Source organism: Anaerococcus rubeinfantis, from assembly GCF_001487145.1.
Taxonomy (GTDB): domain Bacteria; phylum Bacillota; class Clostridia; order Tissierellales; family Peptoniphilaceae; genus Anaerococcus; species Anaerococcus rubeinfantis.
Window position 1 is genome coordinate 1,249,596 of sequence record NZ_LN913016.1, and the last position, 14,044, is coordinate 1,263,639.

A 14,044-nucleotide genomic window follows, 5' to 3' on the forward strand; every position below is an offset into this window, starting at 1 on the left:
CTTTTTTCATTATTATTTAAAATATTGTATCACTAATCATGTTTTTTTAAAAGCAAGAAAACTATTGCCTAAATTATTATAAATTAGTAAAATATTTGTAAGGAGGATATTATGGATGAAAAATTAAAAAAGGATAGACTTGAAAACCTATCTAGATTATCTTTTGAAGTTACTCAAAATTCTTGTACAGAAAAACCTTTTTCTAGTATCTATAATGATTTTTATAAGGATGGAATTTATGTAGACATAATAAGTGGAGAAGTTTTATTTTCATCTTTAGATAAATTTGATTCTGGTTGTGGTTGGCCTTCTTTTTCAAAACCACTAGCAGATAATATAAAAGAAAACGAAGACCTATCACATGGAATGGTTAGAACTGAAGTAAAATCCAAAAAAGCAAATTCCCACCTAGGTCATGTTTTCAATGACGGTCCAAAAGAAATGGGAGGACTAAGATATTGCATAAACGGTGCAAGCCTTAAATTTATACCAAAAAAGAAATTAAAAGAAGAAGGGTATGAAGAATATCTGGATTTATTTGAAAATTAAAAATATATTTTCAAATAAAAATTTTTATATATTTTGATAGACAAAAAATAAATGAGCCTCAAATTTTATTTTAAAATTTTTGGCTCATTTTTTATAATTTTTTAATCATTTATAGCTTCTGGCATCTCGCCTAATTTTGCATTTTTGCCGTATTTGTTTATTGCATAAATAAAAGCATCCAAATTTTCTATTGGAGTTTTTACTGGGGAACCGCATCCTGTTGCTGCTATATATCCACATTTCGCATCAGCTGCTTTTTTTATGCAGACTTTTACTGATTCTATTACATCATCAATACTTCCGTAACGCATCACTTCTACTGGAGGAATATTTCCAACAACAATTAATTTATCTTCAATTTCTTTTTTACATTCTTCTAAGTCTTCGCAATTATCTACACTGAAAAAATCAATATCCAAATCTTTTAAATATTTCCATTGTTTTTTTGTGTGACCGCAAATATGTAAATTTGCTTTTATTCCATTTAATTTATAATAAGCACTTAATTGTTTTTTCAAATATGGTAGGGAAAATTCTTTAACTTGCTTTGGGCTTAAAATATCATCGCATCCAACTGGGTCTACAACCATTATACTTGTTGGTCCAAATTCTTTTTTGAAAGCCTCCGCCCATTTCATATTTGCTTCAAAACAAAAATCTAATAATTCTTTTACTCCTTGGGGATTTTTTCTCAAATCTCTCAAAAGTTTTTCGATTGGTCTTATGGCAGCAGCTGTTGTTATTGGCCCTGGAATTTCTGTTTCGATTGCCATATTTGGAAATCTTTCTTTTTGGATTCTTGCTCTTTCTAATTTTGGTGCCAAAACTTTATTAGTAAAGGGATCTGGCAAATCAATTAAATCCATATCGAGTTTTTCTTCCATGACAAATTCTTCTATATAATCAATATCATCTTCTGGAAAAACTAATTTTGAACCAACAGCATGGCCCATAGTCCTAAGACTTAATTCTTCTGTCAGACCCACAATTTTATACTTATCGTATTTGTATTGGACAATGTCTGATAATTTGTCCACATCTTCCATATCGCTAATTGTATAATTTAGGTGGTTTGCAATAATCCTATTTGTACTCATAATTGCAAAAGGAATATGGTCAACTCTTTCGCCGCTTAAATATTTGGATATCCTTTCTGATGAAGTAATTTCCGGTTTATAATTTTTCATCTTTTCCTTAAGTTCTTCTTTGTTCATAAATCCTCCCATTAATCTTTAAAAACTGCTTGTGGAATTTCTCCGATTTTTGCATCTTTTCCGTATTTTTGGACTGCATAGACAAAGGCATCCAAATTTTCCTTTGGACTATTTGCAGGAGTTGCACAGCCTGTTGCACAAATAAAGCCCATTTTGTTGTCCGCACCTTTTTTTATACAAGATTTTACAGAATTTATTACATCATCCACGCTACCATTTCTCATTACATCAACTGGTGGAACATTTCCCATTAGTGATAATTTATCTTGAATTATTTCCTTACATTCACTAAGATCGTGACAATTATCAAGACTAAATGATCCAATTTGTAAATTTGTAAGATTTTCCCACTGTCTTTTTGTGTGACCACAAATATGAAGATTTGCCTTGATATTATTTACCTTATAAATTCTATCGGTCAATTCTTTTAAATATGGAAATGAAAATTCCTTTACTTGTTTTGGACTTAAAATATCATCACAGGAAACTGGATCTGCAATCATTACTCCCACATCTCCAAATTCTTTGTTAAAAACTTCAATCCATTTCATATTTGCTTCCAGAACAAAGTCAAGTAATTCTTTTACTCCTTGGGGATTTTTTCTCAAATCTCTCAAAAGTTTTTCAATGGGCCTTAAAGCTGAAAGCACAGTCATTGGTCCTGCTACAAAAGTAGAAATTTTATGGTCTGGGAAATTTTCTTTGAGCCTTCTTGCATTATCAATTTTTCTTTTTAAAAATTTATTTTTGTAGGGATCTGGCATTTCTAATAAGTCCATATCAATTTTATCTTCTAACAAATATTTTTCGACATGGTCTATATCATTTTCCGGAAAAATTCCACTTGAACCAAGGGCGTATCCCATGCCCCTAAGATTTAAACCTTCAGAAATTCCATACACCTTGTATTCTTGGCATCTTTTTTTAATAATTTCTATTAAATTTTCAATTTGGTCTGTTTGTTTTAATGTATATCCCAAATTCATTCCATAAGCCATATCAAGGCTCATTAAATTAAATGGCAAGTGGTCAACACGCTCTCCATTAAAATATGCTTTTAATCTTTCGTCTGATGTCATTTCTGGTTTATAATTTGAAATTTCTTTTTGAAGTTTTATTTTATCCATCATCTCTCCTTAATTTTTAAAATGCTTTTCTCCCGTAATATATTTTTCAAGCCTAATGATAAGAAAAATATATATTACAATATTTCCAACCATGTGGTTAATATCAAAAGGAATTGAACCAGCATAAAGTCCTAAAAAAGTAAATTTATTTCCAGCCACCAAAAAAACTTGCATCAAAGTTATCAAAAAACCATAAATAAAACCAGAAAGCCCGAGGGCTATGGCCTTATTTATTTTTGTTTTTTTGATATTTATTTTATTAAATAAAATATAATTTGAAATCCCCAAAATTCCAAAATCCAAAACTTGAAATATAACCCAATATCCAAAACCTAGAAAAAAACTTGTTATAACCATAGTGCTTGCATTTACAATCAAAGATTCGTCAAGCTTTCCATTTATTGCAAGAATTAAAATTATATCCGAAAGAATCTGGACATTTGGGATTAATTTCAAATATATCCTTGTGATTACACAAATTGCGCAAAGACTAGCAAGTCTTGTAAGTTTTTTTGTATCCATCTACATTTGTTCAAATCTAAATTCTATTTGGTCATTTTCTTTTGGTACATAATCGCCTATTCCCACTTCAGCCATTTCACCATTTACATAATACATCCAGTATTGGCTTTTTTCTTTGTCTTGTTTTATTCCTTCAAGTTCTGTCATCATTCCGTCTTCAAATTTTGCCTTGTGATTTTCTTCAAGGTATTTTTGAAGACCATCCTTATCAATTTTTCCGTCTTCTTTTAAAATTTCTTTGTCATTTACTGTATCTTTGATTAAAATACTTACGTTTGTGACCTCTTCTTTTTCATTAGACTCAATGCTTGCTACACTTGTTTGATTTGAATTATTAGAATTTTTTTCTTCATTTTTATTTGCACATGAAGTTAAAGTTAAAGTTGTTAGGGTAAGAACGGTTAGTAATTTTTTGTAATTTTTCATTTTTTTCTCCTTAAAATTGCATTGCTTTCGCAAACTTTCTTTCATAATTTTTACTTGTTGCAAGGTCAAGATAAGTTATATTTTGGGATAATTCTTCCATTTCTTTAATAATTTTTTCATTCATAAGGACCATATAGGCTCCAATTAGGGAAGAATTTCCAACATATCTTATCTTTTCTTCTACACTTTCTGGCAAGATTCCAACACCTGTCAAATCTTCTTTTTTAAGATGGCTTCCAAAACCACCAGCAATTATTACAGAATTTAAATCTTCAATTTCCATGTTCTCTTTTTCAAGAAGAATCAAAAATCCTGATAAAATTGCTCCTTTTGCAAGTTGAACCTGCCTAATATCTTTTTGGCTGATATAAATATTTTCCTTTTGATCAAGAATTATTATTCTTTTTCTCTTACTATCTTCCTTTATAAATTTTCTCCTGTAATCCTCCTTTTCCAATTTTTTTGGATCTAAAATCCTTCCTCTTTTATTTACAAAATCTTTCTCAATTATTTGACCCACTGAACTTAAAAGCCCACTTCCACAAATTCCTCTTGGCTTTTTATTATCTATTGTAGAAAAATTTATTTTTTCATTTTGAATTTTTAAAGAATCAATTGCCCCGCTTTCTGCTCGCATTCCACAAGAAATATTCATCCCCTCAAGGGCTGGACCTGCTGCAGTTGACGTTGCATAAAGTTTATCTTCTGTTTTTAAAACTATTTCTCCATTTGTTCCAATATCGATAAAAAGTGCATTTTTTTGATTTTTTAAATCAGTCAAATATACTCCTGCTACAATATCACTTCCCACAAAAGCCGAAACATTTGGAAGGGTATAGACTTTTGCTGAAATATTGATGCCTATATTTTTAGAATCTATTTTTAAAGAATTTAAAAATTTTGCCTTGTAGGGAAATTTCCCCAAAGATTTTGCATCAATGCCAACTAGCATGTGAAGCATTGTAGTATTTGCCCCAATTACAAGTTTTTTTATTTGACTTCTTTCAATTTCGTTTTTATTTACAAGATCATCAATCAAATTATTGATACTTTTTATAATTTCATCTTGGAGTAAATTTTTACCATTTTCATTTTCATATTCAAAACTAATTCTTGTCATGACATCAAGGCCATATTTAACCTGAGAATTTATTGAGGAGTTTTTATCTATTATTTTCCCATTTGATAAATCAACCAAGTACATGGCAAGACTTGTCGTACCAATATCTAGAGCAAGACCAAAACCTTGGTCAAATTTCATTTCAAAATCAGGAATTTTTCCAAAGTCTAAAATTTTAAAATCTAAATTTTCGCTTATAGTTTTAATTTTAAGGTCAGATTTCGGAAAAGATAAGCAAGCTAGCCTAATTCCATTTTTTATCTCTTTATCACTTAATAAGGATTTTTCTACAGAACTTATAGGATTAAGTCTTCCTTTTAAAAGCTTAATTTTACACTTTCCACAAGTCCCCTTGCCATTACAAAAATTGTCAATTTTTATATTATTTAAATTAAGGCTTTCTAGGATATTTTCGCCATTTGACTCGATAATATTATTTGAATTTACTATTTCAATTTTCATGATTTTTGATTAAACTTTTTGCAACCTTTACAGCCTCATTTGCATTTTCACTGTAGGCATCAGCCCCAATTTCTTTGGCAAATTTTTCAGTAACTGGGCCTCCTCCAACCATAACAATAAATTGGTCGCGAACATTTCTTTCATTTAAAATATCCATTACTTTTTTCATATTTTCCATAGTAGTTGTCATAAGAGTTGACATCATAATAAATTGAGCCTTATTTTTAATTGCTTCATCAACAAATTTTTCACAAGGAACATCCTTGCCCAAATCAATCATATTAAAACCATTGACTTCAAGCATCAATTTTACAAGATTTTTCCCAATATCGTGGGTATCCCCTTCAACAACTCCAATAACTGCAGTTGCAAGATTATTTTCCCCATAACTTTCAATATTTTCTTTCAAAACATCAATGCCGTTATACATGGCATCTGAACAAATCAATAAGTCAGAAATAAAATATTCTTCCTCTTCAAAAAGTCTTCCTACTTCATTCATCCCCTTAATTAGTCCATTAAAAATAGCCTCCTCTGGGTCATAGCCTTCTTTTAAATACTCACGGCACAAATCTCCGATTTCTTCATCTTCCATTTCAACAACCATTTCTGCCATTTTATCAAGATATTCTTTTTGACTAGTCATCTACTCCTCCTTCAAAATTATTTTATTTACACTTTTAAATTTTTTATCTGCCAAATTTAAACACCTATCTCCAAGCAAAGTCTTATTCTCATATAAAATATCTATATATTTTTTTGGACTTTCATACTCAATTGGAATAAAATCTGCCTTTTCTAAATCAACAAGGATAAGGCTTGATTTTGGACAAAGATGAAAGGTAAAAGGATTTTCTTTTTGCAAAATTCTTATTTCTTTTAAAAATTTAAGTAAAAAATCATTGGCATAATTACTCACTTCCCTTGGTCCAAATAATTTCACATCCAAAATACTTTCAGCAAAACTAAAAATTGTAATTCCCTTATCTTGCATTTTCTTAATATATTCAAGATAAATCCCAATAAATTCATCATAGAGAAAATTTAGATTTTCCCTATTTTTTCTCATAGCCCTCATAACCTTATCTATTCCCAAAAGATTATCCAAAACAGCAAGAGGACCTCTCATTTCTATTACAGTTTTTTTATCATCAAGAATTTCTATGGCTTCAAGCATTTTTTTGTAGTCATCATTTTCATAATTCATTATAAGCTTTACATCTTGAATTTTTTCAAAAATTGGCTTAGCCTTTATGCCATTTTCAAATTCAACTCCCAAACAAATAGAAATCATAGGAACAAGGGGCAAAGAAATAAATTTTTCCCCGCGAGCATATGCTGCCATTTTGTTTGGATCTAATAATATGTCATTTTCAAGTGGTTTTTGTGGATTATCAATACATTTGTAGGATCTAATCATAAATTACCTTTCAAAAACAAAAAAATTAATGACCAAAATAGTTTCAAAATTTGAATTTAACTAAAATAATCATTAATCACATACTACATATCTTATTTAAAATTTAGATATTATTTATATCAATTTATCATTTAGGAAAACATTTGTCAAATTATTTTTTAAATCAAAATTTAATAAAAAAATAAAATTTCACAAAAAATTTCTCCCCAAAATTTAGGGAGAATTAAATCTAGTTAATATTTATTTTTGAGCAAGTCCTTCTTCTACTGCACATTTTGCTACAGCTTCTGCAACAACATCAGCAACTCCTAAATCAAAGGCTGATGGAATTACATAATCTTCTGAAATTTTATCGTCTGGTATCAAACTTGCTATAGCTTCTGCAGCGGCAACTTTCATTTTTTCTGTTATTTTTGTTGAATGAACTGACAAGGCTCCTTTGAAAAGTCCTGGGAAAGCTAGAACGTTATTTACTTGATTTGGATAATCACTTCTTCCTGTTCCAACTACTCTCACTCCTGCTTCTTTTGCATCTTCATAAGTAATTTCTGGATCTGGATTTGCCATAGCCAAAACTATTGGATCACGTCTCATAGATTTTACCATTTCCTTGCTTACTTTATTTGGTACTGAAACTCCTACGAAAATATCTGCATCTGCCATCGCTTCTTCTAATGTAAGATTCTTATTTTCTTTATTTGTTTCTTTAGCAAGTTTGTTGTATAAATCTTTAGAATAATCTTCGCCTTCTCTTAAAATTCCTCTTGAATTAAAAGCATATATATCATTAATTCCAAAATCATTTAGCATTCTTACAATTGATGATCCTGCAGCTCCAACTCCTGAGATTACTACATTACAATCTTCAGGCTTTTTGTCAACTAATTTTAAAGAATTAATTAAAGCTGCAATTGTAACTATAGCTGTTCCATGTTGGTCATCGTGGAAAACTGGAATATCTAATTCTTCTTTTAATCTTGTTTCGATTTCTATACATCTTGGTGATGAAATATCTTCAAGATTTACCCCACCAAAAGTTGGTGCAACTTGTTTTACAAATTTAATTATTTCTTCAGTATCTTTTGTATCAATTACAAGTGGAACTGCATTTAGTCCACCAAATTTTTTAAACAAACAAGCTTTTCCTTCCATTACAGGAAGTGCAGCTTTTGGACCAATATCTCCAAGTCCTAAAACAGCTGTTCCATCAGAAATAACTGCGATTGTATTTGCTTTTCCAGTGTAAACGTAAGCATCATCTTCATTTTCATGGATTTTTTTACAAGGCTCAGCTACTCCTGGTGAATAAACTAAAGATAAGTCGTCTTTACTTTCTAATTTTGTTTTTAATTCTGTTGATATTTTTCCTTGGATCTCTTTGTGTAATTCAAGTGCTTTTTCTTTTAGATTTTCCATTATTTTCTCCTTAAACCATTTTTTCAGGTTTTACAATTTCATCAAATTCGCTATCTTCTAAATAGCCTAGTTCGTGGCTAGCTTCTTTTAAAGTTAAATTATTATTAAATGCATATTTTGCAATTTTACTTGCCTTATCATATCCAATATGTGGTGATAAGCTTGTTACAAGCATGAGTGAGTTTTCAAGATTTTTTCCAATATTTTCTTTGTTGGCTACAAGGCCTTCCAATAATTTTTCTCTAAAACACTTTAATGATTTAGATAAAAGTGTAATTGAGTTATCCATTGAATGGATTATTAAAGGCATGTAAGCATTTAATTGCAATTGTCCTTGGGTATTTGCCATAGAAATTGCAAAATCATTTGCCATAACTTTTATACAAACCATAGTTATTGATTCAACTTGAGTTGGATTTACTTTTCCTGGCATTATTGAAGAGCCTGGTTCATTTGCAGGAATTCTTAGCTCACTTATTCCACATCTTGGTCCACAAGATAAAAATCTAATATCATTTGCAATTTTATAAAGATCAGTCGCAAGGGCCTTGATTGTTCCGTGAACATTTACAAGGGCAGATTTTGATGATAATTGGTAAAATTTATTTTCATCAGATTTAAATTCAAATCCATAAAAATCTGAAAGTTCTTTTGCCATTTCATCGCCAAATTCTTTTTTGGCATTTATTCCTGTTCCTACAGCAGTACCCCCTATAGCAAGGTAGGTCAATTCTTCTTTTACTTCTTCTAAAACTTTCAAATCTCTTTCAAGACAAGTTCTCCAAGCAGAAATTTCTTGAGAAAGTTTTACAGGAGTTGCATCTTGAAGGTGGGTTCTTCCTGTTTTAATTATTTCTTTATTTTCTTCTTCCAACTTTTTAATTGCATCAATTGTTTTTGGCAATTCTTTTAATAATTTTTCTGATAAATTTTTGTAAGTTGAAAGGTGCATTGCTGTTGGGAAAACATCGTTTGAAGATTGACTCATATTTACATGGTCGTTTGGATGAATTATTTTTTCATTTTCATTTGCAATATGGCTTACTACTTCATTTACATTCATATTTGTTTGGGTACCAGATCCTGTTTGCCAAACTGTTAGTGGAAATTCGTTGTCGAATTCTCCCTTTAAAATTCTATCGCAAGCATCTACAATCAAATCTTTTTTCAAATCATCTAATTTTCCTTCTTTATTATTTACAATAGCTGCACTTCTTTTTATGCTTGCTATTGCCATAATTTGGGAATGTGGCATTTTTTCAACTTCTTGAGGAAAATTTTCTAAAGATCTTTCAGTTTGTGCTCCCCAAAAATGATCAGCTGGAACATTTACAATTCCTAGAGAATCTTCTTCTTGTCTAAATTTCATTTTTTACCTCGATTTAAAATTCTTCATTTGCGTATTTTTTTAATCTGTCTATAAAAATATTTGCTATTCTTTTTAACTTGTGTTTTTTTGAATAATTTATCATGGTTGTTCTTGATGATAAACCTTCTTTTAATTTAAAATATATAAGATCATCCTTTTTTTCTTTAAGCATTGATTCGGGAAGAATAGCAAGTCCCATATTTTCCCTAACACACTTTTCAGCAATAAATATTGAATCCGTTTCAAGAACAGTTTTTAATGAATCCTCAGTAAATTTATCAAGTTCTTGATATTGCAAGACCAAGTTTTGTCCTTGTTTCATTCTTATGATATTTTGTCCCATCAAATTTTTCGCCTCAATTGATTTTATATTTCCTTTTCCTGATAAGAATTTTTTTAAAGGACTCTCTTTTGCCATAGCCAAAAACACGTCCTCCCTATATAAATTTATACTTTCCAAATCATCAAACCTATATGTTTCGTAGGTTATAGAAAAATCACAAATTCCTTTTAAGGCGAAAATATTAAGCTGGTCTGTTTTAGCTTCAATTAATTTAATTTTTATACCAGGATAATCCTTGTGGAAATCTTTTAAAATTTTAGAAAGGAAAAAATAAGTTTGATAATCAGTTGATCCAACTGATATTTCTCCAACCTTTAGCTTATTTATTTCCTCAATTTTTAAAAGAGTATCCTCCTTTAATTTTTCCATGTCTTCAAGGGACTTTTTATAAATTTCTCCTGCCTCTGTAAGTTTTATGGGCTTAAAATCCCTATTAAATATTTCAACTCCCAATTTTTTCTCAATCCTAATTATATGTTGGCTTAGGGCTGATTGGGAAATATAAATTTTTTTTGAGGCGGCTGTCATAGACCCATATTTTAATATGGCCCTAATATATTCTAAGTCCATCTCTGACATATATTCTCCTAAATTTCTATATTTTTTTGAAGTTTAAGTCCTAATTTCAAAGTCGCATCTACCAATTCCTTTTCACTATCAATTAATGGATAAGAAGAACTTTCCTTATCTTTAGAATTTATAAAAGAAGCTTCAGTGCAGCCTATAATTATATAATCTGCTCCCTCATCCATCATAGCTTTTAAAGTTTTATGGTATCTGTCAAAATTAATTTCTCCTTTTTCCTTTACATCACCATAAAGACAAGCATTAATATTTTCTTGAGTGTTTTTTGATGATTGCAAGGCCTTGTGACCACATTTTTCTATAATATTGTTGAATAATTTACTTTTTATTGTTCCTTCAGTTGCAAAAATTCCTATTGTTGAAGGTTTTTTTAATTTATTTAACTTGTTTTCTACAAGCTCAATCATATTTATGATTGGTTTTTTTGTAAGTTTTTGTAAATCATCATAAAAAAAATGTGCAGTATTACAAGTTATTACATAAAAATCTGGATTTAGTTTATCAACACTTTCTATATCCTCTTTTAAGTAATCAAAAGGGTTATCGTCTGATTTTTTTAATATAAAGGAGGTTCTATCGGGGATTGTAGCATGGTTTAAAACCATATAATTTAAATTTTCTTGATCTGATTTTGGTTTATAAGCCTCGTTTAGATCGTTTAGAAAATTTGTTGTTGCTAAAGTCCCCATTCCTCCCAAAATTACAAAGAAATTTTTCATAATTAAAAATTAACTTCTTCCATTTCTGGTTTTTCGTCTGACAAGTATCTTTCTTGATCTAATAATTTTTCAGCTGTTGCAGAAACAAATGTTGATACAACGTCACCTGTTACGTTTAATGCTGTTCTAAACATATCTACTATTCTTTCAACACTCATAATTAAGCTTACGCCTTCTACTGGAAGTCCAACTGATGAAAGAACCATTGATAGCATTATCATTCCACTTCCTGGAACTCCTGCTGTACCAATTGATGATAAAACTGCTGTCAAAATAACTGTTACCAAGTTTCCAAATGTTAAATCTATTCCATAAGCATTTGCTATAAATATTACAGCACAACCTTGATAGATTGCTGTACCATTCATGTTGATTGTTGCACCTAGTGGAATTGTAAAAGATGAAATTTCCCTTGGAATTCCAAGTGTATCACATGATGATAGGGTTAATGGAATTGTAGCGTTTGATGATGCTGACGAAAAAGCAAAGGTATAAACCGGAAATACTTTTTTCAAGAAATGGCTTGGACTTTTCTTTGAAGTTAAAGAAATTAATGGGATATATGCAAGAAGTATTAAAATTAGCATTGAGCTTAATACTGATCCCAAAAATGATAGTAGTGGTCCTACTATTCCAAGTCCTATATCTGTAAATGTTCTAGCAATTAATGCAAATACACCGATTGGTGCAGCTTTCATTACTAAAGCAGTAACTTTCATCATAAAATCATTTCCAACATTCATAAAGTCTTCTAATAATTTTAATTCTTGACCAAATTTTCCTATAACTATTCCTGATAAAAATGCCCAGAATATTACTTGAAGCATATCTCCGTTTGCTAATGATTCAATAGGATTTTTTGGAATTATATTCACCAAAGTTTCTATTAATGTTGGAGCTTCTTCTGCATCTGCTGCAGGTGCTGCTGATTTTGTAGCTTCAGCAAGGTTCATTCCAACTCCTGGTTTAAATATTTTTGCAATAAATAAAGCAATAGCAATTGCAAGAGCTGTTGTAATTAAATACAAAACCAAAGTTCTTATAGCAACTCTACCAAATTGGGAAACATCTCTCATTTGCATAACGCCTGTACCAATTGAGAAAAATACAAGTGGTACTACAAGCATTTGTAATAATCTAACAAAACCTTGTCCGAATAGGAAAAATACACCATCAATCAAAACAGACTGTTTAAAAAATCCATCCGGAACTATATAGTGAAGTCCTATACCTACTACAAGACCAATGAGCATTGATAATAATATTTTTTTAGTTGCGCTCATTTTCTTTTTTTCATTTGCAGTCATAAAATCCTCCTAAAATTTATTTTTCATCCAATTTATCCTCTTCTAAGATTCCAGGTGTAATCATTTTTTTGAAGTCTAATATTTTATCAAGTTCAGCTTCGCCCAATAATTTTTCTTCAAGAACAATCTCTCTTACTGTTTTACCTGTATCTTGAGCCTTGTGAGCAATCTCACTTGATTTTTCATATCCTATATGTGGAGCAAGGGCTGTAACAAGTCCTACGCATTTTTCAACTTCTTCTAATAATAATTCTTTATTAGCTGTGATTCCATCTATACAATTAACTCTCAATGTATAAATTGCACCCTTTAGAGCTCTTAGAGATTCAAAAAGTTTATAAAATATTACTGGTTCAAAAGCATTAAGTTCTAATTGTCCAGCTTCAACTGCCATTGTTACAGTAGTATCATTTCCACAAACAGCAAAGGCAACTTGGCTTACAACTTCTGGTATAACTGGGTTTACTTTTCCAGGCATTATTGATGAACCGGCTTGTCTAACTGGTAAATTAATATCGCCAATTCCTGTTTGAGGACCTGAAGACATAAGCCTTAAATCATTAGAGATTTTTGAAAGAGATACAGCAAATGTTTTTAAAATTGATGATGCATATAAAAATCCGTCCAAATTTTGTGTTCCATCAACCAAATCTTCTGCTTGTTTTAAATCAAGGCCTGTAACTTCTTTTAATACATCAACTATTTCATTTACATATGTAGCATCAGCATTAAGTCCGGTTCCTATAGCAGTAGCACCCAAGTTCACACTTGATAAGGTTTCAATTGCTTCTTCCATTCTTTTGTAATCTCTTTTAATTACAGAATGATAAGCATTAAATTCTTGGCCCAAGCTTATTGGAACTGCATCTTGAAGTTGAGTACGACCCATTTTATAAACATCTTTAAATTCATTTGCTTTTTTATCAAAAGATTTTAAAAGTTTTTCGCATTCTTCTTTAAGTTCCATAAAATATCTAACAAGAGCAATTTTTCCACTTGTTGGAATAACATCATTTGTAGATTGTCCTTTATTTACATCATCATTTGGATGAACCTTATCATAAACTCCAAGGCCTCCACCAAGTTTTTCATTTGCTATATTTGCAATAATTTCGTTAGTATTCATATTGTAGCTTGTACCAGCTCCACCTTGAATAGGATCGACTATAAAGTTATCTCTGTATTCTCCACCAAGAATTTTATCGCAAGCATAAATAATCGCATCTTTTTGTTCCTTTGAAATTAAAGCTAATTTTTCATTTTCCAACGCTGCAGCTTTTTTAACCTCAACCATAGCATCCAAAAATTTATCATCAGCCTTAAGACCAGTTATTGGGAAATTCTCTTCAGCTCTTTTGGCATTTGCACCATAATAAGCATTTTCTAAAATATCCATTTCACCAACAGAATCATGTTCTCTACGAAACTTAGTCATAATTTCCTCCATAAATTCACTTAATAATTT

At 30.3% G+C, this 14,044-nt stretch carries 14 protein-coding genes; 1 reads left to right on the forward strand and 13 read right to left on the reverse strand.

All coding sequences use genetic code 11. The annotated features are described in order from the left end of the window. Positions 1-111: 111 nt before the first annotated feature. Positions 112-549, forward strand: coding sequence for a peptide-methionine (R)-S-oxide reductase MsrB (gene msrB / locus BN3265_RS06965; protein WP_058990818.1), 438 nt, complete (start codon positions 112-114; stop codon positions 547-549). Between the two features lie 101 nt (positions 550-650). Here the strand turns inward: msrB and BN3265_RS06970 are convergent, their stop codons facing one another. From BN3265_RS06970 to BN3265_RS07030, 13 genes are all read right to left on the reverse strand, one after another. Beyond that, positions 651-1,763 carry a uroporphyrinogen decarboxylase family protein gene (locus BN3265_RS06970; protein WP_245191102.1) on the reverse strand — a complete coding sequence of 371 codons (1,113 nt, stop codon included), beginning with the start codon at positions 1,761-1,763 and terminating at the stop codon, positions 651-653. An 11-nt stretch (positions 1,764-1,774) separates the two neighbouring features. Beyond that, the gene (locus BN3265_RS06975; RefSeq protein ID WP_245191103.1) at positions 1,775-2,890 is read right to left on the reverse strand and encodes a uroporphyrinogen decarboxylase family protein; all 1,116 of its coding nucleotides are present in this window, start codon (positions 2,888-2,890) and stop codon (positions 1,775-1,777) included. A gap of 9 nt (positions 2,891-2,899) precedes the next feature. Then, positions 2,900-3,412 (reverse strand): hypothetical protein, encoded by a 513-nt coding sequence (locus BN3265_RS06980; RefSeq protein WP_058990824.1) that lies wholly within the window; start codon positions 3,410-3,412, stop codon positions 2,900-2,902. Continuing rightward, complete coding sequence (locus tag BN3265_RS06985; protein ID WP_058990827.1) at positions 3,413-3,838, reverse strand: DUF4430 domain-containing protein; 426 nt, start codon at positions 3,836-3,838, stop codon at positions 3,413-3,415. A gap of 10 nt (positions 3,839-3,848) precedes the next feature. Then, complete coding sequence (locus tag BN3265_RS06990; protein ID WP_058990829.1) at positions 3,849-5,420, reverse strand: ASKHA domain-containing protein; 1,572 nt, start codon at positions 5,418-5,420, stop codon at positions 3,849-3,851. Further along, a complete protein-coding gene (locus BN3265_RS06995; RefSeq protein WP_058990831.1) occupies positions 5,410-6,066 on the reverse strand; it encodes a corrinoid protein in 657 nt (218 codons plus the stop codon). The genes BN3265_RS06990 and BN3265_RS06995 overlap by 11 nt, the downstream gene beginning before the upstream one ends. After that, the gene (locus BN3265_RS07000; RefSeq protein WP_058990833.1) at positions 6,067-6,840 is read right to left on the reverse strand and encodes a uroporphyrinogen decarboxylase family protein; all 774 of its coding nucleotides are present in this window, start codon (positions 6,838-6,840) and stop codon (positions 6,067-6,069) included. 240 nt (positions 6,841-7,080) lie between these two features. Beyond that, on the reverse strand, positions 7,081-8,256 hold the full coding sequence (locus BN3265_RS07005; RefSeq protein ID WP_058990835.1) for an NAD(P)-dependent malic enzyme: 1,176 nt from the start codon (positions 8,254-8,256) through the stop codon (positions 7,081-7,083). Positions 8,257-8,266: 10 nt separating this feature from the next. Further along, complete coding sequence (locus BN3265_RS07010; RefSeq protein ID WP_058990837.1) at positions 8,267-9,625, reverse strand: class II fumarate hydratase; 1,359 nt, start codon at positions 9,623-9,625, stop codon at positions 8,267-8,269. Positions 9,626-9,638: 13 nt separating this feature from the next. After that, positions 9,639-10,547, reverse strand: a complete 909-nt coding sequence (locus tag BN3265_RS07015; protein ID WP_058990839.1) for a LysR family transcriptional regulator — start codon at positions 10,545-10,547, stop codon at positions 9,639-9,641. An 8-nt stretch (positions 10,548-10,555) separates the two neighbouring features. Next, positions 10,556-11,272: an aspartate/glutamate racemase family protein gene (locus BN3265_RS07020; protein WP_058990841.1), complete on the reverse strand. Its 717-nt coding sequence runs from the start codon at positions 11,270-11,272 to the stop codon at positions 10,556-10,558. Between the two features lie 2 nt (positions 11,273-11,274). Beyond that, the gene (locus BN3265_RS07025) at positions 11,275-12,579 is read right to left on the reverse strand and encodes a dicarboxylate/amino acid:cation symporter (RefSeq protein WP_058990842.1); all 1,305 of its coding nucleotides are present in this window, start codon (positions 12,577-12,579) and stop codon (positions 11,275-11,277) included. Positions 12,580-12,595: 16 nt separating this feature from the next. After that, positions 12,596-14,014 (reverse strand): aspartate ammonia-lyase, encoded by a 1,419-nt coding sequence (locus tag BN3265_RS07030; protein ID WP_058990844.1) that lies wholly within the window; start codon positions 14,012-14,014, stop codon positions 12,596-12,598. Between the last annotated feature and the right edge of the window lie 30 nt (positions 14,015-14,044).